General features: G+C 70.4%; 21 protein-coding genes and 1 tRNA gene. 11 read left to right on the forward strand and 11 right to left on the reverse strand.

What is annotated here, in order from left to right; translation table 11 throughout:
* Window positions 1–1521 carry an acetaldehyde dehydrogenase ExaC gene (gene exaC, locus BB334_RS04085; RefSeq protein ID WP_068804691.1) on the reverse strand — a complete coding sequence of 507 codons (1521 nt, stop codon included), beginning with the start codon at window positions 1519–1521 and terminating at the stop codon, window positions 1–3.
* A 299-nt stretch (window positions 1522–1820) separates the two neighbouring features.
* Between exaC and BB334_RS04090 the strand changes: the two genes are divergently transcribed.
* Entirely contained in the window at window positions 1821–3734 is a 1914-nt protein-coding gene (locus BB334_RS04090; RefSeq protein ID WP_232756646.1) for a sigma-54-dependent Fis family transcriptional regulator, read from the forward strand.
* Window positions 3735–3766: 32 nt separating this feature from the next.
* On the opposite strand, the gene hpnE is transcribed toward BB334_RS04090, so the two are convergent.
* From hpnE to hpnC, 3 genes are read right to left on the reverse strand one after another with little or no spacing between them, the layout of a single operon-like run.
* A complete protein-coding gene (gene hpnE / locus BB334_RS04095; protein ID WP_068804693.1) occupies window positions 3767–5086 on the reverse strand; it encodes a hydroxysqualene dehydroxylase HpnE in 1320 nt (439 codons plus the stop codon).
* Between the two features lie 4 nt (window positions 5087–5090).
* Complete coding sequence (gene hpnD, locus BB334_RS04100) at window positions 5091–5924, reverse strand: presqualene diphosphate synthase HpnD (RefSeq protein WP_068804696.1); 834 nt, start codon at window positions 5922–5924, stop codon at window positions 5091–5093.
* The gene (gene hpnC, locus BB334_RS04105) at window positions 5921–6757 is read right to left on the reverse strand and encodes a squalene synthase HpnC (RefSeq protein ID WP_068804698.1); all 837 of its coding nucleotides are present in this window, start codon (window positions 6755–6757) and stop codon (window positions 5921–5923) included. Before hpnC ends, hpnD begins: the two co-directional genes overlap by 4 nt.
* 269 nt (window positions 6758–7026) lie before the next feature.
* Between hpnC and BB334_RS04110 the strand changes: the two genes are divergently transcribed.
* The 7 genes from BB334_RS04110 to BB334_RS04140 all read left to right on the forward strand — a co-directional run bounded on the left by BB334_RS04110 (window position 7027) and on the right by BB334_RS04140 (window position 16153).
* Window positions 7027–7704 (forward strand): ABC transporter ATP-binding protein, encoded by a 678-nt coding sequence (locus BB334_RS04110; protein WP_068804699.1) that lies wholly within the window; start codon window positions 7027–7029, stop codon window positions 7702–7704.
* Complete coding sequence (locus BB334_RS04115) at window positions 7701–10259, forward strand: FtsX-like permease family protein (protein ID WP_068804700.1); 2559 nt, start codon at window positions 7701–7703, stop codon at window positions 10257–10259. Before BB334_RS04110 ends, BB334_RS04115 begins: the two co-directional genes overlap by 4 nt.
* A 35-nt stretch (window positions 10260–10294) precedes the next feature.
* Window positions 10295–11428, forward strand: coding sequence for a lipocalin-like domain-containing protein (locus BB334_RS04120; protein ID WP_232756647.1), 1134 nt, complete (start codon window positions 10295–10297; stop codon window positions 11426–11428).
* A gap of 152 nt (window positions 11429–11580) precedes the next feature.
* Window positions 11581–12471: a dTDP-4-dehydrorhamnose reductase gene (gene rfbD / locus BB334_RS04125; RefSeq protein WP_068804703.1), complete on the forward strand. Its 891-nt coding sequence runs from the start codon at window positions 11581–11583 to the stop codon at window positions 12469–12471.
* A 44-nt stretch (window positions 12472–12515) separates the two neighbouring features.
* Window positions 12516–13973, forward strand: a complete 1458-nt coding sequence (locus BB334_RS04130) for a mannose-1-phosphate guanylyltransferase/mannose-6-phosphate isomerase (protein WP_068804705.1) — start codon at window positions 12516–12518, stop codon at window positions 13971–13973.
* A gap of 47 nt (window positions 13974–14020) precedes the next feature.
* A complete protein-coding gene (locus BB334_RS04135) occupies window positions 14021–14404 on the forward strand; it encodes a DUF6394 family protein (protein WP_068806094.1) in 384 nt (127 codons plus the stop codon).
* 27 nt (window positions 14405–14431) lie between these two features.
* A complete protein-coding gene (locus BB334_RS04140; RefSeq protein ID WP_232756648.1) occupies window positions 14432–16153 on the forward strand; it encodes a potassium channel family protein in 1722 nt (573 codons plus the stop codon).
* Between the two features lie 52 nt (window positions 16154–16205).
* Here BB334_RS04140 and BB334_RS04145 read toward each other — a convergent pair.
* Window positions 16206–16290, reverse strand: a tRNA-Leu gene (locus BB334_RS04145).
* Window positions 16291–16502: 212 nt separating this feature from the next.
* Between BB334_RS04145 and BB334_RS04150 the strand changes: the two genes are divergently transcribed.
* From BB334_RS04150 to BB334_RS04160, 3 genes are all read left to right on the forward strand, one after another.
* On the forward strand, window positions 16503–17138 hold the full coding sequence (locus tag BB334_RS04150; protein ID WP_068804716.1) for a phosphoribosyltransferase: 636 nt from the start codon (window positions 16503–16505) through the stop codon (window positions 17136–17138).
* Window positions 17135–17548, forward strand: coding sequence for an archease (locus tag BB334_RS04155; protein WP_068804717.1), 414 nt, complete (start codon window positions 17135–17137; stop codon window positions 17546–17548). The genes BB334_RS04150 and BB334_RS04155 overlap by 4 nt, the downstream gene beginning before the upstream one ends.
* Before the next feature lie 70 nt (window positions 17549–17618).
* A complete protein-coding gene (locus BB334_RS04160) occupies window positions 17619–19049 on the forward strand; it encodes an RtcB family protein (protein WP_068804720.1) in 1431 nt (476 codons plus the stop codon).
* Between the two features lie 45 nt (window positions 19050–19094).
* Here BB334_RS04160 and BB334_RS04165 read toward each other — a convergent pair whose 3' ends face one another.
* From BB334_RS04165 to cydB, 6 genes are all read right to left on the reverse strand, one after another.
* Window positions 19095–19649 (reverse strand): rhodanese-like domain-containing protein, encoded by a 555-nt coding sequence (locus tag BB334_RS04165; RefSeq protein WP_232756649.1) that lies wholly within the window; start codon window positions 19647–19649, stop codon window positions 19095–19097.
* Window positions 19650–19721: 72 nt separating this feature from the next.
* Window positions 19722–20063 (reverse strand): hypothetical protein, encoded by a 342-nt coding sequence (locus BB334_RS04170; RefSeq protein ID WP_068804723.1) that lies wholly within the window; start codon window positions 20061–20063, stop codon window positions 19722–19724.
* An 11-nt stretch (window positions 20064–20074) separates the two neighbouring features.
* A complete protein-coding gene (locus BB334_RS04175) occupies window positions 20075–21427 on the reverse strand; it encodes an NAD(P)/FAD-dependent oxidoreductase (RefSeq protein WP_068804726.1) in 1353 nt (450 codons plus the stop codon).
* Window positions 21428–21535: 108 nt separating this feature from the next.
* Window positions 21536–21841, reverse strand: coding sequence for a cyd operon YbgE family protein (locus tag BB334_RS04180; protein WP_068804729.1), 306 nt, complete (start codon window positions 21839–21841; stop codon window positions 21536–21538).
* Entirely contained in the window at window positions 21838–21951 is a 114-nt protein-coding gene (cydX, locus tag BB334_RS04185; RefSeq protein WP_068804731.1) for a cytochrome bd-I oxidase subunit CydX, read from the reverse strand. The genes BB334_RS04180 and cydX overlap by 4 nt, the downstream gene beginning before the upstream one ends.
* Window positions 21952–21977: 26 nt before the next feature.
* Entirely contained in the window at window positions 21978–23120 is a 1143-nt protein-coding gene (cydB, locus tag BB334_RS04190; RefSeq protein WP_068804733.1) for a cytochrome d ubiquinol oxidase subunit II, read from the reverse strand.
* Between the last annotated feature and the right edge of the window lie 3 nt (window positions 23121–23123).

Here is a 23123-nt window from a genome sequence, read left to right on the forward strand (position 1 = left end):
TCAGAAGAAGCCGAGGGCCTGGGGGCTGTAGCTGACCAGCAGGTTCTTGGTCTGCTGGTAGTGGTCGAGCATCATCTTGTGGGTCTCCCTGCCGATGCCCGACTCCTTGTAGCCGCCGAAGGTGGCGTGGGCCGGATAGGCGTGGTAGCAGTTGGTCCACACCCGGCCGGCCTTGATCGCGCGGCCCATGCGGTAGGCAGTCGCGCCGTCGCGGGTCCACACGCCGGCGCCGAGCCCGTAGGGGGTGTCGTTGGCGATCTGGAGGGCTTCGGCCTCGGTGCGGAAGGTGGTCACCCCGAGCACCGGGCCGAAGATCTCCTCCTGGAAGATGCGCATCCGGTTGTGCCCCTTGAAAAGGGTCGGCTGGATGTAATAGCCGTCCGCAAGTTCGCCCCGCAGCCGGGCGCGGTCGCCCCCCGTCAGGCACTGCGCGCCTTCCTCCTGGCCCAGCGCCAGGTAGGACAGGATCTTGTCCATCTGCTGCTGCGAGGCCTGGGCACCCATCATCGTCTCCGTGTCGAGCGGGCTGCCCTGGCGGATCGCCTTCACCCGCGCCACGACGCGCTCGATGAAGCGGTCGTAGATGGATTCCTGGATCAGCGCGCGCGATGGGCAGGTGCACACCTCGCCCTGATTGAAGGCGAACAGCACCACGCCTTCGACCGCCTTGTCGAGCAGCGCGTCGTCGGCCTCGGCGATGTCAGCGAAGAAGATATTAGGCGACTTGCCGCCGAGTTCGAGCGTGGCCGGGATCAGGTTCTCCGCCGCGGCCTGGGCGATGACGCGGCCGGTGGCGGTGGAGCCGGTGAACGCGATCTTGGCGATGCGCCGGCTGGTGGCGAGCGGCATGCCGGCCTCGCCGCCGTAGCCGTTGACGATGTTGAGCACGCCGTCGGGCAGCAGGTCGGCGATCAGTTCGGCGAGCACCAGGATGCTGACCGGGGTCGATTCGGCCGGCTTGAGCACCACGCAGTTGCCGGCCGCCAGGGCGGGCGCGAGCTTCCAGGCGGCCATCAGGATGGGGAAGTTCCACGGGATGATCTGGCCGACGACGCCGAGCGGCTCGTGGAAGTGATAGGCGACGGTGTGCTCGTCGATTTCGGAGAGGCTCCCCTCCTGCGCCCGCAGGCAGCCCGCGAAGTAGCGGAAGTGGTCCACCGCCAGCGGAATGTCCGCATTGAGCGTTTCGCGGATGGCCTTGCCGTTGTCCACCGTCTCGACGTAGGCGAGCCGCTCGAGGTTGGCCTCGATGCGGTCGGCGATCCTGAGCAGTGCGTTGGCCCGCTCGGCGGCCGGGGTGCGACCCCATGGCTCGGCCGCGGCGTGGGCGGCGTCGAGCGCGAGTTCGACGTCCGCGGCGCGGGAGCGGGCGGCCTGGGTATAGGGCTTGCCGGTGATCGGGGTGATCACGTCGAAGTATTCGCCCGCGATCGGGGCCACCCACTTGCCGCCGATGAAGTTGTCGTAGCGGCTGCGGTATTCGTGTTTGGCGCCGGGGGCGCCGGGTGCGGCGTAAAGCATGATGTCTCCTTCCTTTGTCTCGATCGTCTTTCCGCGGCCTCCGGAGCGGAGGGCAGTTTCTCCCTATCAAGAGCCGTGCCAGGTTCGGCAGAAGGAGCTATGCTTATGAAAGCAAAAGGAGTTTTAATTGTGGGGCGGCGGGCGGTGGCAGGGCGTGGAACGTCCCGTAGCGTGACACCTGTGCCATAACGGAACACCCTGGACGGCCGCGCGGGGAAGTCCTTGCCCGGCGGGCGTGAGGGCCTATACTCGGCCGCACACGGCATCCGGCCGCCAGAGTCCGGGGCGAAGGAGGAGGCATGATGATGAACCCCTACCCGAGGGTCGAGGATACGGCGCTGCGCGAGGCGCGTCGCCAGCTGCTCGAGCGGGGCGAGATTGCGGCCGGCCTGGTCGATCCCAGGCTGGCGCGTTCCTGGGCGCGCAGCCAGGACGCAGGGCTCAGTCCGGTGGGCCGCAACCTCGATGCCGAGCGCCTGTCCGCCAGCCATCTGCGCCACGCCCTCGACCGCCACCAGGACTTCATCGCCCACGCGCAGCCGGTGATGGAATACCTCTACGCCCAGGTCGAGGCCTCGCACAGCATGGTGATCCTCGCCGACGACCGCGGCCTGCTGGTACACGCGATGGGCGACGCGGACTTTCTCGGCAAGGCCGAGCGGGTGGCGCTGGCGGCCGGGGCCTCCTGGCACGAGCAGCAGCGCGGCACCAACGCGATCGGCACCGCGCTGGCGGAAAGGGTGCCGGTCGAGATCCACGGCGCCGAACACTTCCTCGAGCGCAACAGCTTCCTCACCTGCGCCGCCGCGCCGATTCTCGACCCGGGCGGACGACTGCTCGGGGTGCTGGACATCTCCGGCGACCACCGCAGCCAGCACCCCCATACGCACGGCCTGGTGCGCACCGCCGCGCGCATGATCGAGAACGGCCTGATCCGTGGGCGCCACCGGCGCGACACCCTGGTGCACCTGCACCGTCAGGCCGAGGGCCTCGGCAGCGTCGCCGAGGGGCTGCTCGCGCTGTCGGAGGACGGCTGGATCATCGGCGCCAACCAGGCGGCGCTGGCCATGCTAGGCCTCGACACGCCCGACCTGGGGGCGACGCCCCTCGCCTGGGTGCTCGCCGCCCGCCTCGAAGACCTGGCGGACTGGGGCCGGCGTCGCGGGCCGCAGCCCATGCGGGTCAACACCCGGCGCGGCGAGCCGCTGTTCGTGCAGATCGACGCTGGCAAGGCCTCCATTCCCGCGCCGGCGTGCGTGCGGCCGGGCGAGCCGCAGGATGCCCTCGCCGCCCTCGACACCGGCGACGCCCGCTTGAAGGCAGTCCTGGAGAAGGCGCGCAAGGTGGCGGGCAAGGCGATTCCGGTCCTGATCCACGGCGAGTCCGGCGCCGGCAAGGAACTGCTGGCCCAGGCCATTCATCGCAGCGGCCCGCGCCGCCAGGCGCCGCTGGTCGCGGTCAATTGCGCGGCGCTGCCCGAGAACCTGATCGAGGCCGAGTTGTTCGGCTACGCCCCCGGCGCCTTCACCGGCGCGCACAAGGACGGCAATCCCGGCCGCCTGCGCGAGGCCGACGGCGGCACTCTGTTCCTCGACGAGATCGGCGACATGCCGCTCGCGCTGCAATGCCGACTGTTGCGGGCGCTGCAGGATCGCGAGGTCACGCCGCTCGGCGGCGGCAAGCCGGTTGCGGTGGATTTCGCACTCATCTGCGCCACCCACCGCTGCCTGCGCGACGAGGTCGAGGCCGGCCGCTTCCGCGCCGACCTCTACTACCGGCTGAACGGCCTCACCCTGAGCCTGCCGCCGCTGCGCGAGCGCAGCGACTTCGCCGCGCTGATCGACCGCCTCATGCGCGAGATGGCACCCGGGCGCACGCTGTCGGTGGCGCCCGCGGTGGCACGTGCGTTTGCCGCGTATGCCTGGCCGGGCAACCTGCGCCAACTCGCGAACGCCCTGCGCACGGCAAGCGCCCTGCTCGACGAAGGCGAGGAGACGATCGACTGGGAGCACCTGCCCGACGACCTCGCGGCAGAGCTCCGAAGCCCGCGGACGGTGATGGCCGACGCCGCGCCGGACAAGCTGCGCGAACTCTCCCTGCTGGCGATCCGCCGAGCGATCGAAGCGGCTGGCGGCAACCTCTCGGAGGCGGCGCGGCGGCTGGGCATCAGCCGCAACACCCTGTACCGCAAACTCAAGCAGATCGGGGACTGAGTGGCGGCCAGGCGGCCCCCGCTGCCCCGGCTTCAGCGGGCGGGCAGCTGGGCGAGGATCGCCTGCGCGCAGGCCACGCCCGAGCGCACCGCCGACTCCAGCGTGGCCGGGTAGTCGGAGGCGAGGTAGTCGCCGGCGAGCCACAGCCCGGGCACCGGGGTGCGGATCCCAGGGCGAAAAACGTCGGGCCGGCAGGCGATCGTGGCGCGCTTCTCGGTGATCACCTGCGACCACTCCGGCACCGGCAGCGGGCGCCCGAGCTGGCGTTCGAGCTGGGCGCGGGTGGCATCGACGAGCGCCTCGCGCGACAGCGCCTCGTGCTCGCCGTGGGCGCTGATCACGCAGGCGAGCAGGCCTTCGGGGCCGCCGAGCTGGCCGCGGTCGAAGGCCCACTGTGCCGGCCCGTCGGTGAGGCCGATCATCGGGTGGGCGAGGCGCTGGCCGGCGCCGAGGCCGAGATAGACGGTGACGATCGGCTCGTGCGGCAGGCGCTCGATCGCGGTCGCGAGGTCGTCGCACAGCCCGGTGGAGGCGAGCAGCGGCGCGGCGTGGTAGGCCGCGGTGGCGATCACCACCTGGTGCCAGGGCGTGCCCGCCGGATCGCCCTGCAGGCGAAGGCCGCCGCCGAGCGCGTCGGCGACCGGATGGATCGCCTCGATGGTGTCGCCATTGCGCAGGCGGCCGCGGCGGGTGGCGAGATAGCGGACCGCCGGCACCGGGAAGAGCTCGGAGAGGTCGGTGCGCGGCAGCAGCAGCTCGCTCGCGGCGGCGTTCGCGGCGAGGCTGTCGCGCAGCACGTTGGTGAAAACCTGGGCGGAGGCGTCCTCGACCGGCGTGTTCAGCGCCGCCACGCACAGCGGCGCCCACACCAGCTCGACCAGCGCCGGCGTCTGCGCGGTGTCGGCGAGCAGCTCGGCCACCCGCATCTTCGCGTCCACCCGGAAGCCGGCCTTCTTCAGCCTCCGCATCAGGCGCAGCATCGCAAGGCGGTCGGCCCAGGTGAGCCCGCGCGCGCGCAGCAGGCCGAGCGCGAGATGGAAGGGGGCGGGCAGGGCGGCGGCCTGCAGGTGCAGGCGGCCGGGGTAGTGCAGGGTGAGCGGCAGGTGCAGCAGCTGCTTGGGCGACACGCCGGTCACGCGCAGCAGCCGGGTGAGCTCCGAGTAGGCGCCGATCAGGATGTGCTGGCCGTTGTCGACCCGCCAGTGGCCGCCCTTGTGCACCACCCGCGCACGCCCGCCGAGCGTGTGCGAGCGTTCGAACACGGTGACGTGCACTCCGGCGCGCGCGAGCTCGACCGCGCAGGCGAGCCCGGCGTAGCCGGCTCCGATGACGGCGACGGTCGGCGCGGCCACCCGCTCAGCCCTTCATCCAGGTCTTGCCCGCGATCCAGACCTTGCGCAGCGGCGTCAGCGAGGTGCGCCGGTCGAGGACGAGGAAACCGTCGGCGGCGATCTCCTCGAGCAGGGTGCGGTAGATCGCAGCCATGATCAGGCCCGGCCGCTGCGCCCTGCGATCGACCGCCGGCAGTTGGGCCAGCGCCTGGTCGTAGAAGCGCTCCGCGCGCTCGGCCTGAAAGGCCATCAGGGCGCGAAAGTTGTCGGTGTAGCGCGCCTCGAGGATGTCCTTCGCCGGCACGTCGAACCGCTGCAGTTCGTCCACCGGCAGGTAGATGCGACCGCGGCGCGCGTCCTCGCCGACGTCGCGGATGATGTTGGTGAGCTGGAAGGCGATGCCGAGGTCGTGGGCGTACTTCAGCGTCTGCCGCTCCTGATAGCCGAAGATGCCGGCGGCGAGCAGGCCGACCACGCTCGCGACCCGGTAGCAGTAGAGCTGCAGTCCCTTGAAGTCCAGGTAGCGGGTCTGCTGCAGGTCCATCGCCATGCCGTCGATGATCTCCTCTAGCTGCTCCTCGGCCATGGCGTAGCGGCCGACCACGTCCTGCAGCGCGAGGCCCACCGGGTGCGTCGGCGTGCCCGAATACACGCGGCCGAGTTCCTGCCGCCACCACGCGAGCTTGGCCTGGGCGAGCGAGGGGTCATGGCATTCGTCGACCACGTCGTCCACCTCGCGGCAGAAGGCGTACAGCGCGGTGATCGCCTGCCTGCGCTCGGGTGGCAGGAACATGAAGCTGTAATAGAAGCTGGAGCCGCTCTTGGCAGCCTTTTCCTGGCAATAGTCGTGGGGATTCATGAATTCGTTCCAGGGTGGCGCAGCGCGCGCCAGGCGAGCCGCGGCCAGTCGCCGCGGCCGAGCACCGGGCGCCGGCGAAACACGTCGTAGCCGACGGCCTCGATCTTTTCCAGGATGCGCAGCCCGCCGTGCACGACCAGGCGCAGCTCCCAGCCGATGCGCCCGGGGAGCTGGGCGGCGAGCGGCGCGCCCTGGCGCATCAGCGCGCGCGCGCGCTCGACCTGGAAGCGGAGCAGGGCCTGCCAGCGCGCATCGCAGTTGCCCGCGGCGATGTCGTCCTCGCCGACGCCGAAGCGCGCCATGTCGTCCTGCGGCAGGTAGATCCGCCCCTTGTCCCAGTCGGGCGCCACGTCCTGCCAGAAGTTGATCAGCTGCAGGCTGGTGCACACCGCATCCGACATGCGGAGCGTGTCGGGACTGGCGGCGCCGTAAAGGCACAGCATCAGCCGGCCCACCGGGTCGGCCGAGCGGCGGCAGTAGTCGCGCAGCTCGGCGAAATTGCGATAGCGGGTCTTGCCGACGTCCTGGGCGAAGGCGTCGAGAAGGTCGCGCAGCGGCTGCAGCGGCAGGCGGTGCTCGCGGATGGCGCGGCCGAGGCGCTCGAACATCGGCGCCAGGCTCGGGTCGCGCACCCCCACCCCGCGCGCGCAGGCCTCCAGCGCGAGCCGGTAGTCGTGCAGGCGGGCCAGCCGTGCCATGCTCGAGGCATCGCCTTCGTCGGCGACGTCGTCCGCGCCGCGGGCGAAGGCATAGATCGCCTCCACCGGTTCGCGCAGGCGGGCAGGCAGCAGGATCGAGGCGACAGGAAAGTTCTCGTAGTGATCGACCGGCATCGGATGGGCGTCGGGCGGGCGCTGGCGCGCGCGGGTGGGGCGGGTGCTGGCGCCCTTGGGGCGCGGGGAGTATAAGCGATTCGAGCGAAGGCACGACGACCCGCCGCGAGCATGCACGTCGCGCGGGGCGGTGTAGGAGCGCAGCCCCCTGCGCGATAACGGCGGTGGTGCCCGCGATGGCGGTCGCTATCGCCCTGGGGGCAGGGCTCCGGTGGTTTCGGGCGCGGCGGTGCCGCGCCCTGTATGTTGATGTTTGATGTGATGGTCGGATGCTGCATATCGAATCCCTGCGCAAGACGCTCCCCGGCTCGCCGCCGCGCGTCCTCTTCGATGGTCTCGACCTGCGGGTCGCCGCGGGCGAGTGCGTCGCCATCGTCGGCGAGTCCGGTTCGGGCAAGTCCACCCTGCTCAACTGCATTGCCGGGCTCGAGCCGGTCGATGCCGGCCGCATCGCCCTCGGCGAGGCGCGCATCGACGGCCGCGACGACGACGCGCTCGCCCGCCTGCGCCGGCAGCACTTCGGGTTCGTGTTCCAGGCATTCCACATCCTCCCCCACCTGAGCCTGCTGCAGAACGTGGCGCTGCCGCTGTGGCTGCTCGGCCGCGCGGACGGCGAGGCCGCGGCCGCGGCACGCGCGATGCTCGAACGCGTCGGTCTCGGGGCGCGAGCTGACGACGCCCCTCAGCAGCTCTCGGGCGGCGAGATGCAACGGGTGGCGATCGCGCGCGCGCTGGTGCATCGACCGGCGCTGGTGCTGGCCGACGAACCCACCGGCAACCTCGATCCCGGCCGCGCCGCCGACGTGCTCGACCTGCTGCTCGGCCAGGTGCGCGAGAACGGCGCTGCCGGCGTGCTCGTGACCCACTCGCGCATCGCCGCGCGGCGCGCCGACCGGGTGCTCGAACTCGGCGTCGGCGGGCTGCGCGACATCACGGGGCTGACGTGAAGCCGACCCTGCGTCGCGTCTTCCTCGCCAGTCTGCTGCGCCGCCGGCTCGCCACCGCACTGTCTCTGCTGGCGATCGCGCTCGGCGTGGCGCTCGGGCTTGCGGTGCAGCTGATCCATGCTGCCGCGCTCGACGAGTTCGGCCGTGGCGTGCGCCTGCTCTCGGGCAGCGCCGACCTGCAACTGGTGGGCCCGCGCGAAGGCTTCGACGAGGCGATCTATCCGCTGCTCGCGGGTCGCCCCGAGGTGGCCGACGCCAGCCCGCTGCTCGAGGTCGAGGCGCGCTTGCCGGGGCGGGAGGACACCCTGACCGTGCTCGGCGTCGACATCTTCCGCATCGCCGCGGTGCAGCCCGCGCTGCTGCCGCGCGCCGAGGTCGGTGCCGACGTGGGCGCAGGCCGCAGTCTGCTCGCCCTCGAGCCCGATCGATTGTTCCTTTCCGAAGCCGCGCGCGATGCGCTTTCGACGCCCGCCGTCGATAGCGACGGCAGGCCATTGCCGCCGGCACTCGCCGAGGGCAGGCTCGCGCTGCAGTCCGGGGTACGCAGCCATCGCCTGCGGGTGGCCGGGAGCCTGCCGGGCAGCAGCGCCGCGCTCGCGGTGATGGACATCGGCGCCGCGCAGCAGCTGTTCGGCCGGATCGGCGTGCTGAGCCGGGTCGACCTCGCGCTGCGCGAGGGCGTGACGCCGCAGGCGGCGATCGCCGCGCTGTCGCCGCTGCTGCCGCCGGGCGTGTCGCTGCGCGAGCCGGAGGCGGCGGCGACCGAGGTCGGCACCCTGTCGCGCGCCTACCGGGTGAACCTGACCATGCTCGCGGCGATCGCGCTGCTCACCGGCGGCTTCCTGGTGTTCTCGACCCAGCTCCTGTCGGTGGCGCGACGGCGGCGCGAGTTCGCGCTGCTACGCGCGCTCGGCCTCGAGCGCGGCGAACTGATGCGCGGTCTGCTTGCCGAGGGGGCGGCGGTCGGGCTGGGCGGCGGCCTGGGTGGCGTGGTCCTCGGCCACCTGCTCGCCGGGGCCGCGTTCCGCCTGGTCGGTGCCGATCTCGGCGCCGGCTTCTTCGACGGGCTGAGCCCGCAACTGAGCTTCGATCCGGTGCTCGCCGCCGCCTACCTGCTGCTCGGCGTGGCTGCGGGGGTGGCAGGCACCTGGCTGCCGGCGCGCGAGGCGGCTCGTGCCGCGCCGGCTCAGGCGCTGCGCGCGGGCGCGAGCGAGCGCAGCGGCCTGCTGCAGCCGCGCCGGCGGGGCCCGGCCGCACTCGCCGCGGGCGGGCTCGCGGCGCTCGCCTGCCTGCTGCCGCCGGTGTACGGCATTCCGCTCGGTGGCTATGCCGCGGTGGTGCTTGTCCTGTTCGCCGCGGTGGCCGCGCTGCCGGCGCTGGCACGCGCGCTGCTTCCCCTGCTCGGGCGCGGGCGCAGCGCGCTGTGGCGCCTCGCCCACGCCCGCCTGAGCGCGACCCCGGGCCAAGCGGTGGTGGCGGGCGCGGGCGTCATCGCGAGCGTGGCGCTGGCGACGGCGATGTCGATCATGGTGAGCTCCTTCCGCGTCTCGGTGGACGACTGGCTCGGGCAGTTGCTACCGGCCGACCTTTACGTGCGCGCCTCGTCGGCGGCGGCGAGCGGCTACCTCGATGCGCAGGCGGTGGCGCGCATCGCCGCGCTCGACGGGGTGGCCGATATCGGCACCACGCGGCTGGTGAACCTGCGCCTGTCGGACGAGGAGCCGGTCTTCAGCGTGCTGTCGCGGGTGGTCGGCGGCGGCTGGGGGCTGCCGCTGATCGCCGGCAGCAAGGAGGTGCCGGCGGGCGCGGCGCTGCCGCCCGTCTGGGTGTCGGAGGCTGCCGCCGACCGCCATCGCCTGGCGCTCGGCGACCGCTTCGAGCTGCCGATCGGGGGCCGCATGGAGGGCTTCGTCGTCGCCGGCATCTGGCGCGACTACGCCCGCCAGTACGGCGCGGCGGTGCTCAGCGCGCACGACTACGTGAGGCTGACCGGCGACACCCGGATCAACGACGTCGCCGTCCGCGTCGCCCCCGGCCACGAGCTGTCGGCGGTGGCGGAGCGGGTGCGAGCCCTGTTCGGTCCGGAACACGTGCGCATCGCGCTGCCGGGCGAGATCCGCGCGGCGACGCTGGAGATCTTCGACCGCACCTTCCTGATCACCTACCTGATGGAGGCGGTGGCGGTGGTGATCGGCCTGTTCGGCATCGCCACCACCTTCGCCGCGCTGTCTACCACCCGCCAGGGCGAATTCGGCATGCTTCGCCATCTCGGGCTCACCCGCGGCGAGATCGGCCGCCTGATCGCGCTCGAGGGGGCGATCACCGCCGCGCTCGGCGTTGTCGCCGGGCTGCTCGCCGGCGGTGCGATCGGGTGGGTGCTGATCGAGGTCATCAACCGCCAGAGCTTCCACTGGAGCATGGACCTCGCCGTGCCCTGGAGGCCGCTTGCGCTGTTCGCTCTCACCCTGGTGGCGCTTGCCGCCCTGGTGGCGCGCCTGGCGGGCGCGCGCGCGATGCGGCGCTCTGCGGTGCTGGCGGTGAAGGCGGACTGGTGAGGCCCCGGAGTGTGAGGATGCAGAGCGAGGTTGGCATGACGAAGTCTCTGATGCGGGCGTCACTGACGACGTTCGTGCTGGCGGTCGCGCTCCTGGTGGGCGCGATCGGCGCATCACGCGCGCAGCAAGCGGCGCCGTATCCGCCGGTCGTCCCCGGCGTGGCGCTGCAATTTCCGCGCGACCTCGGCGCCCATCCCGATTTCCGCACCGAGTGGTGGTACATCACCGGCTGGCTGAAGGACGAGGCGGGGGTGGAGCGCGGCTTCCAGCTCACCTTCTTCCGCGTGCGCACCCGCATCGGCGAGGACAATCCGAGCCGCTTTGCGCCGCGCCAGCTGGTGCTCGCCCATGCCGCTGTTGCCGACCCGCAGACCGGCCGCCTGCGCCACGCCGAACGCTCGGCACGTGCCTTCGAGGGCCTTGCCGGGGCGGGCGCCGGACACACCGCGGTGCGCATCGGCGACTGGTTCCTGCGCGACGAAACGGGTCAGGGGCAGACCTACCGGACGCGGATCGAGGCGGCGGATTTCGCCTTCGAGCTCGACTTCGAGGCCGGCGAGCCGCCGGTGAAAAACGGCCGCGGTGGCTACAGCCAGAAGGCGGCGGACCCGAAGCACGCGAGTCACTACTACAGCCGGCCCTGGCTTGCGGTGCGCGGCACGCTCGCGCTCGACGGCGGGGCGCGCCCGGTCGAGGGCCATGCCTGGCTGGACCACGAGTGGTCCAGCGAGCTGATGCCCGACGGCGCGCGCGGCTGGGACTGGATCGGCATCAACCTGCACGGCGGGGGTTCGCTGATGGCGTTCCGGATGCGCGACGGGGAGGCGCGCGCGCTGTGGACCGCCGTGACCCTGCGCGAAGGCGGCGCCGAGCACCGCGACCAGGGGCCGGCGGTGGTCGAGTTCCGCCCCCTGCGACACTGGCGCTCGCCTCGTACCGAAGTGGAATACCCGGTGGAGTGGGCGTTGCGGCTGGACACCCCGGCGGGTGCGCGCGAATTGCGCCTGCGGCCGCTGTTCGACGACCAGGAGCTCGACAGCAGGGCTTCCACCGGCGCCATCTATTGGGAGGGCGCGGTGCGTCTGTTCGAATTGCGCGAGGGCGCGGAGACGGAAATCGGCCAGGGCTACCTGGAGATGACGGGTTACGCCGAGCGCCTGCGGATGTAGGACGGGCAGGCGCGGCTGCGCCGGACGCGACGCGGCGTTCGCCGCTGCTACCGAAGAACCTCCGTTTGCCCGCGGGTGAGTGATGCGCCACGCCACCGACATGATCACGATGCGATAATGCGCGGCCAGAACATCACGAAAAGACGCCCCGGATGAAGATTCTGCTGCTAGGCAAGGACGGCCAGCTCGGTTGGGAACTGCAACGCGCGCTGGCGCCGCTGGGCGAGCTGGTGGCGCTCGGGCGCGCGGGCGGGGAGGGGCTGTGCGGCGATCTCTCGCGGCCGCAGACACTCGCCGAAAGCGTGCGCGCGCTCGCGCCCGACTTGATCGTCAACGCCGGCGCACACACCGCTGTCGACAGGGCGGAGAGCGAGTCTGCGCTCGCGCACACGATCAACGCCGAGGCGGTGGCGGCGCTCGCCGCCGAGGCGGCCAAAAGCGGTGCCTGGCTGCTGCATTACTCCACCGACTACGTCTTCGACGGCAGCGGCACGCGCGCCTGGCGCGAGGACGACCCCACCGGCCCGCTGTCGGTGTATGGGCGCAGCAAGCTCGCCGGCGAAGCGGCGATCCGCGCCAGCGGCTGCCGGCATTTGATCTTCCGCACGTCCTGGGTGTATGCGGCGCGCGGCGGCAATTTCGCCAAGACGATGCTGCGGCTCGCCGCCGAGCGCGAGCGCCTGACGGTGATCGCCGACCAGGTGGGCGCGCCCACCGGCGCCGAGCTGATCGCCGACGTCAGCGCCCACGCCATCCGTGGCGCGCTCGCCGATCCGGCGCGCGCCGGCACCTACCATCTCGCCGCTGGCGGCGAGACGAGCTGGCACGGCTACGCGAGCTTCGTCATCGATGAGGCGCGTCGCCTCGGCGTCGAGCTGAAGGTGGCCGAGATCGCGCCGATCCCGACCACCGAGTACCCGACGCCGGCGCGCCGGCCGCTCAATTCCCGCCTCGACACCACCCGGCTGCGTACCGCCTTCGGCCTCGTGCTGCCCGACTGGCGGCTCGGCGTGGCTCGCATGCTGCGCGAGACGCTGGTGTGAACCCGGCGTCCGCCTCTCCAGGAACAGACAACAAGAGCCCTGACATGACCATCAAGTCCGTGATCCTTTCCGGTGGCTCCGGCACCCGGCTGTGGCCCGCCTCGCGCGAGAGCCATCCCAAGCAACTGCTCGCGCTTACCGGTGAGCACTCCCTGCTGCAGGAGACTGCGCTCCGCCTGAACGGCTTTGCCGCCGGTGAGGTGGACCCGCAGGCGATCGTCGTCACCAACGCCGAGTACCGCTTCATCATCGCCGAGCAGCTGCGCCAGATCGGCGCCGCGGGCGCGAACGCGCCCCGGATCGTGCTCGAGCCGGCGGGGCGCAACACCGCGCCCGCGCTCACCCTGGCGGCACTGCTCGCGGCGAGCGAGGGCGACCCGGTGCTGCTGGTGATGCCGGCCGACCATCTGATCGGCGACGTCGCGGTCTTCCACCGGGCGATCGCCGAGGGTGCGGCGCAGGCACATAAGGGCGCCTTCGTCACCTTCGGCATCGTGCCCGCTCACGCCGAGACCGGCTATGGTTACATCCGCGCCGGCGACGCGCTGAGCGAGGCGCCGAGCGCGCGGGCGCTGGCCGAGTTCGTCGAGAAACCCGACCCCGCCACCGCCGAGCGCTACGTCGCCAGCGGCGAGTACTTCTGGAACAGCGGCATCTTCATGATGCGGGCCTCGGCCTGGCTCGCCGCGATCGAATTCTTCCACCCGGAGATCGCTGCCGCCTGCCGGCTCGCCCACGAGGGTCGGCATCAGGACTTCGACTTCGTCCGGGTGGACGAGGCGGCTTTTCTCGCCTGTGCCTCGGAGTCGATCGACTACGCGGTGATGGAGCGCCTCACCGCCGCGCCCGAGCTTGGCCGCGCGGTGGTGGTGCCGCTCGACGCCGGCTGGTCCGACATCGGCGCCTGGGATGCGCTGTGGGCGGTGTCGGCCAAGGACGCGGAGGGCAACGCTGCGCGCGGCGAGGTGATGTTCGAGGGCAGCCGCAACACCCTGGTGCACGCCCAGGACCGCCTCGTGGCGGCGGTCGGTTGCGATGACATGGTGATCGTCGAGACGGCGGACGCGGTGCTGGTGGCGGCAAAGGACCGCACCCAGGACGTGAAGAAGGTCGTCGCCCGGCTCAAGGCCGAGGGCCGCACGCTCACCCAGAGCCACCGCAAGGTGTATCGCCCCTGGGGCTGGTACGACTCGATCGACCACGGCGGACGCTTCCAGGTGAAGCACATCGTGGTCAATCCGGGCGCCAAGCTCAGCCTGCAGATGCACCACCACCGTGCCGAGCACTGGATCGTCGTCAGCGGCACGGCCGAGGTCACGCGAGACGCGGATACCTTCCTGCTCGGCGAGAACCAGTCGACCTACATTCCCCTCGGTTCCACCCACCGCCTCGCCAACCCCGGCAAGCTGCCGCTGCAGTTGATCGAGGTCCAGTCCGGCAGCTATCTGGACGAGGACGACATCGTGCGTTTCGAGGATACCTACGGGCGCGACACCAACTGATCCCGTTATACTCGGCACATTGATTGCTCCGTGCGATGGTGGCAGCGATGAATCTGGAAAAAGTCGTCTTCGGTTTCTTCATCATGCTCGCCGCCACGCTGAATTTCGGATTCTTCGTCGGCGACATCGAAAATCCGGCGCACCACGACGTCTATGAGCTGTTCGCGGCGCTCGTGGTGAGCATGATCGCGACTCTGCTCAAGCTCGGCGACCGCACCCAGATCGGCGCGGTCCACCTTGCGACCAGTCTGGTAGCCGACCTTCAGCTCCTGGCCGCGTCGATGGTGTGGGGCTATGCCTCGCACGTCTCGGCGGGCGGGCTCGACCCCGAGATGACCGCTCGCATCGTCTCGCTCTCCGGCGGTGCGCTGTTCGCCAACATCGTCTCGGTGGTGATCCTGATCTCCGAGACCATCCTGCAGCGCCGCTGAGCGCCGACCGCCATGCTGCGCTCGGCGATGCGGCATCAGAGCGTCTTCTTCCTGGTCCTGCGGCGCATGCGCATGCCGCTGATCCTGCTGGTCACCAGCATGGCGATCTCGGTGCTCGGCCTCACCCTGGTGCCGGGCATCGGCGAGGATGGCGAGCCACGCCGGCTCGGCTTCTTCGAGGCCTTCTACTTCGTCAGCTACACCGCGACCACGATCGGCTTCGGCGAGGTGCCCTACAGCTTCTCGCCGCAGCAGCGCCTGTGGGTGATCATCACCATCTACCTGTCGGTGGTGGGCTGGACCTACACCCTCGGCACCCTGATCGGGCTGCTCTCCGATCGCAACCTGCGCCACGCGTTCGCGCTCGAGCGCTTCGCGCGCGCGGTGCGCCATCTGCGGGAACCCTTCTACCTGGTCTGCGGCTACGGCGAGACCGGCCGCCTGATCTGCCGCGCGCTCGACCAGATGGGGCGGCGCGCGGTGGTGGTGGAGATCGACGAGACCAGGATGGCGGAGATCGACCTGCACGAGCATCGTGCCGACATCCCCGCGGTATGCGCCGACGCCGGGCGGCCGGAGATCCTGCGGCTGGCTGGCCTGATCCATCGCGACTGCGCCGGCGTCATCGCACTCACCAACGACGACCACACCAACCTCGCGATCGCGATCTCGGCGCGCCTGCTGGCCACCCACGTGCCGGCGCTGTGCCGCGCCGAACGGCGGGAGGTCGCGGCCAACATGGCCTCCTTCGGCACCCGCCACATCATCAACCCCTTCGAGCGTTTCGGCGAGACCCTGGGCCTGGCGCTGCGCACCCCCTCGGCCTGGATGCTGCTGCGCTGGCTGACCGGGTTCCGCTACAGTCGCCATACGACCGACAGTGTTCCGCCACGCGGGCGCTGGATCGTCTGCGGCCATGGCCGCTTTGCCGCAGGCCTGATCGACGTGATGGACGACGAGGCGCTGGAGATCACCATCATCGATCCCGACCCGCCCGACGAGATCGACCACCGCTGGGTCGTGGGCGATGCCACCGGTGAGGTCACGCTCCTGCGCGCCGGCGTGCGCGAAGCCGATGGCATCATCGCCGGCACCAACTCCGACCTCGACAACCTGTCGATCGTGGTGACCGCGCGCGAGCTCAATCCGGCCCTGTTCGTCATCGCGCGGCAGAATCGCTATGCCAACCGCGACCTGTTCACCGTGCTCAATGCGGAGATCTCGGTGGTGCCGAGCGAGGTCATCGCCAACGAATGCCTCTCCATCCTCGCGACTCCGCTGTTCCTGCCCTTCAAGCTGGCGGTGCGGGCGGCGAGCGAGCCCTGGTGCGCGCACCAGCTCGACCGCCTGACCCGGCTGATCGGCGAGGAACGGCCCGACATCTGGGGGGTGACGATCGACGCCGCGCAGGCCGAGGCGCTCACGCGCTGGCTCGCCGAGGGCAGGGAGGTGCGAATCGGGGACTTGCTGCTTGCACCGGCCAGGCGGGACTCAGCGCTGCGATGCGCAGTGCTCTATCTCAAGCGCGCAGACGGCGAAGCGCTTCTCGTCCCCGCGGACGACACGCCGTTGCGACGCGGCGACGAACTGCTACTGGCCAGCGCGGCCGGTTGTCGCAGCGAACTCGAGCTGTCGATGGCGAACGAGCACACGCTGACCTACGTATTGACCGGCGAGGAGGTCGCAGGCGGGCGGCTGTGGCAGATGCTGGGAGGGAAGCGCAAGACGCTGGCGGCGGATCGGCGTTGATGGCGGGCAGGCGGCAGTGTCCGCCTGACGCGTAATCAACGACTCCTGCGGTTGGTGCGAGGGATGAGACTCGAACTCACACGCCTTGCGGCGCTGGAACCTAAATCCAGTGCGTCTACCAATTCCGCCACCCTCGCCCGAATCCTCTTCGGCGGGCGCGATTATACACATCCGCCCCGGCGATCGATCCGGGAATTGGGGCTTTCCATTCCCGCGGCCTGATCCATCGCGGATGACACGGCGGCCGCCGCCGCGACCTGGAGTTGCGCGATCGCCCGCAGAGCCTCGCAGACGCGGCTAGGATGGAGAAGCGGCGCACGACCGCGAGGCGACACCGGGAGGACAGGCCATGATGTTCGAGAATCGTCTGGATGCGGCGCGTCGACTCGCCGAAGCGCTCTCCGCCCATGCCGGCAGCCGGCCGCTGGTGCTCGCGATCCCGCGCGGCGCGGTGCCGATGGGGGCGGCGCTGGCGGAAGCGCTGGACGGCGAGCTCGACGTGGTGCTGGTTCACAAGCTCGGTTCGCGCTGGAACGCGGAATATGCGGTGGGCGCGATCGACGAGAGCGGATGGTCCTTCGTCTCCGACCCGGGCGAGGCGGAAGAGGCCTGGCTGGAAGAGGAGCGGGCGCGGCGGCTCGCGGGCCTGCGCGAACGCCGGCAGCTTTACTCGCCCGGCCGGCCGCCGGTGGACGCGCACGGGCGCACGGTGATCATCGTCGATGATGGCCTCGCCACCGGGGCGACGATGATCGCCGCCCTGCATGCGGTGCGCGCCCAGGCACCGGCGAAGCTGATCTGCGCGGTGCCGGTGGCCGCGCCGGACAGTCTGAAGAAGGTCGAGGCGCTCGCCGACGAGGTGGTGTGCCTGCACGCGCCGTGGAATTTCCGCGCGGTCGGTCAGTTCTACCGCGAGTTCGGCCAGGTCGAGGACGAGGAGGTCGTCGCCTGCCTCGAAGCCTGGCGGAAGCGGGGCGGACGATGAAATGGGAGACCTTCGCCCACCAGGCCGACGTCGGCGTGCGCGGCCTCGGCGCGAGCGTCGAGGAGGCCTTCGCAGGCGCGGCGACCGCGCTCACCGCGGCCATCTGCGACCCGGCCACGGTCGCACCGCGCACACCGGTGGCGATTGCCTGCGAGGCGCCCGAGCTCGAGCTCCTGCTGCTCGACTGGCTCAACGCCCTGATCTACGAAATGGCGGTTCGGCGCATGCTGTTCTCGCGCTTCGAGCTCGCGATCGCGGGGACGCAGCTTACCGCCACCGCCTGGGGCGAACCGGTGGATACCGCACGCCACCAGCCCGCGGCCGAGACCAAGGGCGCCTCCTTCTGCGAGCTGAAGGTCGGCTGCAACGACGACGGGCGCTGGCTCGCGCAGTGCGTGGTCGACGTGTGAGCGCGTAGGCTTCTCCCTTCTGAACCGATCGCGGGCCACGCCGAGGCGGATCCGCAAGGAGAGATGGCAGATGGACCTCAACCGTTTCCGTCAGCGTGCACCGTTCGAGTGGGAGCTCCCCGCCAGCGGTCGCATGCGCGTGCCCGGCGTGATCTTCGCGTCGCGTGAGCTGGTGCTGGACATGGACGACAAGGTCGCCGAGCAGCTCGCCAACGTGGCGAGCCTGCCGGGGATCGTCGACGCCGCCTATGCGATGCCGGACGCCCACTGGGGCTACGGCTTTCCGATCGGCGGGGTGGCCGCCTTCGATGCCGAGGCGGGCGGGGTGGTGTCGGCCGGCGGGGTCGGTTTCGACATCTCCTGCGGGGTGCGCACATTGCGCACCGGCCTGAAGCGGCCCGACATCGAGGCGGTGAAGAACGCGCTGGCCGACCGCCTGTTCGCCCGCATTCCCGCCGGCGTCGGCAGCACCGGCGCGCTCCGCCTGTCCGCTTCGGCGATGGACGCGATGCTGCGCGGCGGCGCACGCTGGGCGGTGAAGGAAGGCTACGGCAGCGAGACCGACCTGCTGTTCATCGAGGAATACGGCTGCGTCGCCGGTGCCGACCCGGCGGCGGTGTCGGAGCAGGCAAAGAAACGCCAGCGCGACGAGATGGGCACGCTCGGCTCGGGCAACCACTATCTCGAGCTGCAGGTGGTCGAGCAGGTGTTCGATGACGCGGTCGCACGCGGCTATGGCATCGCCGAGGGCGACGTGCTGGTCACGATCCACTGCGGCTCGCGCGGGCTGGGGCACCAGATCGGCACCGACTTCCTGCGCGAGATGGTGCTCGGCGCGCGCGAGGCCGGCATCGTGCTGCCGGACCGCGAGCTCGCCTGCGCGCCGCTCAACTCTTCACTCGGCCAGCGCTACCTCGGAGCGATGCGGGCGGCGATCAACTGTGCGCTCGCCAACCGCCAGATCCTGACCCAGCTCACGCGCGAGGTGTTCGCCGAGATCCTGCCCGGCGCACGCCTCGGCCTGCTGTACGACGTGTCGCACAACACCTGCAAGGAGGAAACGCATCTTGCGGGCGGCAGGCGGCGGCGCCTGTTCGTCCATCGCAAGGGGGCAACGCGCGCCTTCGGTCCGGGCCATGCGGAACTGCCCGCCGAATATCGCGAGCTCGGGCAGCCGGTGCTGATCGGCGGCAGCATGGGCACCGCGTCGTGGATCCTCGCCGGTGCGGCCGGCACCGAGGAGCGCGCCTTCGGCTCGGCCTGCCATGGCGCCGGCAGGGCGATGAGCCGCAACGAGGCGCTGCGGCGCTGGCAGGGGCGCAGCGTGGTCGACGAACTGGCCGCGCGCGGCATCCTCATCCGCAGCCCGAGCTTTCGCGGCGTGGCCGAGGAGGCGCCGCTCGCCTACAAGGACGTCGGCGCGGTGGTCGAGGCCGCCGACCGCGCCGGACTGGCGAGAAAGGTCGCGCGGGTGGCGCCGCTGGTGTGCGTGAAGGGTTGAGCCCGGCCCGGCCTCGCTGAGGGTGCGGGCCCCGAGCGCGGCCGCTCAGCGCCGATCCAGCCGGTACATCTTCTCGGCGTTCATCTTCGGGCTCCACGGCAGGCCGCTGTTCTGCCAACCGTTGGTGAGGCGGAAGCCGGCCTGCGGGCCGTCCTTGGTCGCCGAGCCCTGGAAGCCATTGACCACGAAGCGCGCGTTGGGGAAGCCGTTCTCGCGCAGGAAGGCGGCGCTGGGTTCGCCGCGCTCGCTGCCGGAGCGGCACATGGTGATGATCTCGGTTTCGTCGCCGAGACCGCGCTTCTGCAGTTCGGCACGGACCTGGGCGACGAAGTCGGGGTTTCGGTAGAGGCGGAACACGCCGCGCTCCGCGTTCCACTGGGTGCGATCGACGAGCATGAAGGGGATGTTGACGTGCACCTCGTCGGTGAAGCCGACGAACATGATCTCGACCGGATCGCGCACGTCGACGAACAGCACCTTGGCGTCGGCGCCCTGCACCTTGAGATAGGTGTCCTGAGCGGAGATGCCGATCTCGCTGGCGTGGGCGGTGAGGGACATCATGCCGAGGGAGGCGGCGATGAGCAGGCGTTTGATGATCATGAGGGGAGCCTTGTATCGAGGATGGAAGGGAAAGCCCGTCCGTGGACAGGCCTGCTGGAAAGCTGCCTGGTCTCAGCGGAAACGCCGACGAAGGGTGGCAAACAGCGGCCAGGCGAGCGCGAGTGCGACCCCGCCGAAGCCGAGCGCGATCGCGATCAGGTTGGCCCAATCGACCCAGTAGCCCATCTCCGACAGCGAGGACTTGGTCAGTGAGGGGATGGCGAGGAAGGCGGCGATCGCCACCAGGAGTGCGAGCATCAGCGCCGGACCCAGGCCCCGGCGCCAGCCCGGGCGGCCGCGACCGAAGGCGATCGCCATCAGCACCAGCCAGGCGACGACGATGGCGGCGACCAGCGGCAGGTAGCCGAGGAACAGTTCGAAGAGGATGTTGAGCGCGAGCCAGATGTCGTACATGGCGGTCTCCCTCAGACGCGGCCCTTGGCCACGGCGATGTAGGCGGGCTTGAGCAGACGGTACTTCATCAGCCAGGCGAAGTAACTGTCCTGCAGCGGGTCGATCATCGGCAGCGAGGGCGTCAGCCGCCCCTCGTAGTCGAATTCGACCAGCAGCGCAGAGCCCTCCCGCAGCAGCAGCGGGCAGGAGGTGTAGCCGTCGAAGCGCTCGGCCGGCTCCTTGCCGGCGATGACGTCGACCAGGTTGCGGGTGACGATCGGGGCGCTCTTCTTGACCGTCGCCGCCGTCTTGCCGCGCGGCGTGCCGTTGATGTCGCCAAGGCCGAACACGTTGGGATAGCGACGGTGGCGCAGGGTCTCCTTGTCGACCTCGAGCCAGCCGCCGGCGGCGAAGCCGCCTTCCTGCCAGGGCAGCGGGCTGTTCTTCACCACGTCGGGCGCACGCATCGGCGGCACGACGTGGATGAAGTCGTAGCCGAGCTCGGTGCGCTCGCCCTCGGGCGACGTGAAGCTCGCGCGCCGCGCGCCGATGTCGATCGCCACCAGCTTGCTGTTGAAGGTGACCGGCACATCGAGCGCTTCCCAGCGTTCGAGCACATCCTGGTTGATGCGCTCGACGCTGAAGACGTTGCCGAGCGCGGAGTGGAACTCGACCCGGGAGGCCGAACGCGTGCCCGCCTCGCGAAGCCGGTCGACCAGCATGAAGGTCATCTTCAGCGGCGCGCCCGCGCACTTGAGCGGCGTCGCCGGCAGGGTCATCAACGCCTCGCCGCCCTTCGCGCGGAAGGCGTCCATCGCCTGCCAGGTGGCCTGCGCAGCGAGGTGGCTCGGATACACGCTGGCCAGCCCGTTGCTGCCGATCGCATCGACGTCCATGCCCTCGATCTGCGCGTAGTCCAGATGCAGGCCGGTGGCGACGACGAGGAAGTCGTACTCGATTCGACGCCCGCTGTCGGTGACCACCGCGTTCCCGTCAGGATCGAACTCGGCGACCATCTCGCGCACCCACTCGATGCCGCTCGGATGGAGGTCGGCATTGCGATCCACGACCTTCTCCACCGGCCAGATGCCGGTCGCCACCAGGGTGTAGCCGGGCTGGTAGTTGTGCATCTCCTTGCGGTCGACGATGGTGATCTTCGCGCCGTCGAGCTCGCGCGAAAGACGATTGGCCGTCGCGATGCCCCCCAGGCCACTGCCGGCGATCACGATGCGGGCCGAGGTCTTGAGCGCCGCCGACGCTCTGCGCGGCGCAAGTGCGAGTCCTGCCCCGGCCGCGAGCGGCAGGACGGTGGCGCCGAACAGCAGGCGCCTGCGGTCGGGATCGAAGGCCTGCTGCGTGTGCCGGCGGGAATGCGGGTCCGTCATCGTCTCCTCCTTTGCATGTCAGCGCCGCCTCGCAATGCGGGCGGCGTTCATTGTTTGCCTCCTGGAATATAAGCACACAATTATGCGTTTGTAAGGAAAATCTGCTCCTCAGCCCAGCCACTGCATGTGTGCGACGGCGAGCGCGAGGCCGACCCAGCAGGCCGGGCGCGAGAACAGCAGCCGCCAGCCCAGCCAGCGCGGCTCGAAGCCGACGCCGGCGACGAAACCGGCGCTCATGCTCCAGAACAGCGCCATCGCCGCCCAGTGGTCGGCACCCCCCGCAGGCGTGGCGAGCGCCGCCGGCCAGGCGGTGATGCCGAGCATGATCGCCACCGCGAGCAGCAGCGGCAGAGGGCGGATGCGTCCGGACGGCTGGGTGCGGGAGGGAACGAGGGGAACTTCTGGCGCGCTCATGGCCGTCGCCGCGCCTCGGCGCGACCCGCTTCGTTTTCGCCCCACAGGGCGTTCAGGATGGCGAGCAGCACCGCGAAGCCGATGCCGAGGACCCAGGCGAAGTACCACATGATTTTCTCCTCTTGCTGTCGTCCGCTCAGTAGGCGGAGTGTTCGTTCTCGCGGATGTAGGCGGTGGTGACCTTGCCCGCCATCACCTTGTAGGCCCAGCTCGTGTACATCACGATGATCGGCATGAAGATGATCGTGGCCCAGAACATGATGGTGAGCGTCAGATGGCTGGAGACCGCATCCCACACGGTAAGGCTGAACTGTGGATCGGTCGAGGAGGGCATGACGAAGGGGAACATCGAGACGCCCGCGGTTCCGATCACGCCCACGATCGCGAATGCGGAGGCGACGAAGGCAGCCAGGGTGCGCCTCTTCGTCACCAGCCACAGCGCGGCGAGCGCGCCGGCGTAGGCGAGCGCGGGCACCAGCATCGTCAGCGGTGCTTGGCGATAGTTCGCGAACCAGGCACCCGGCTCGCGTGCCACCAGCTTTGCCATCGGATTCGGCAGCGCCGAGGGGTCGATCGCCGAGGTGATCGCATAGCCGAAGCTGCCGTTGGCGATCCAGAGCCCCGCGAAGGTGAATCCGACCACCATCAGCACCCCGAAGATCTGCGCCGCGCGGATCGAGCGCGCCTGGATGGCACCCTCGGTGCGGTGTGCGAGGTAGATCGCGCCGTGGAAGGTGATCATCGCGGTGCTGACCACGCCGGCGAGCAGGGCGAACGGGTTGAGCAGGCCCCAGAACGAGCCGGTGTAATAGGGCACCAGGGTGCTGTCGAAATGGAAGGGCACGCCCTGCAGCAGGTTGCCGAAGGCGACACCGAAGATCAGCGGCGGTACCGCACCGCCGATGAACAGGCCCCAGTCCCAGGTCTTGCGCCAGGTCGGGTTGTCGATCTTGGAGCGGTAGTCGAAGCCCACCGGTCGGAAGAACAGCGCCCACAGCACCGCCAGCATCGCCCAGTAGAAGCCCGAGAAGGCGGTCGCATAGACGATCGGCCAGGCTGCGAAAATGGCGCCGCCACCGGTGATGAACCACACCTGGTTGCCGTCCCAGTGCGGACCGACGGTGTTGATGATGACGCGGCGCTCGGTGTCGTTCTTGCCGACGAAGGGCAGCAAGGTGCCCACGCCCATGTCGTGGCCGTCCATGATGGCGAAGCCGACGAGCAGCACGCCCACCAGCAGCCACCAGATGATCTTGAGGGTTGGATAGTCGATGATCATGAT

This window comes from Thauera phenolivorans (assembly GCF_001696715.1).
GTDB lineage: Bacteria > Pseudomonadota > Gammaproteobacteria > Burkholderiales > Rhodocyclaceae > Thauera > Thauera phenolivorans.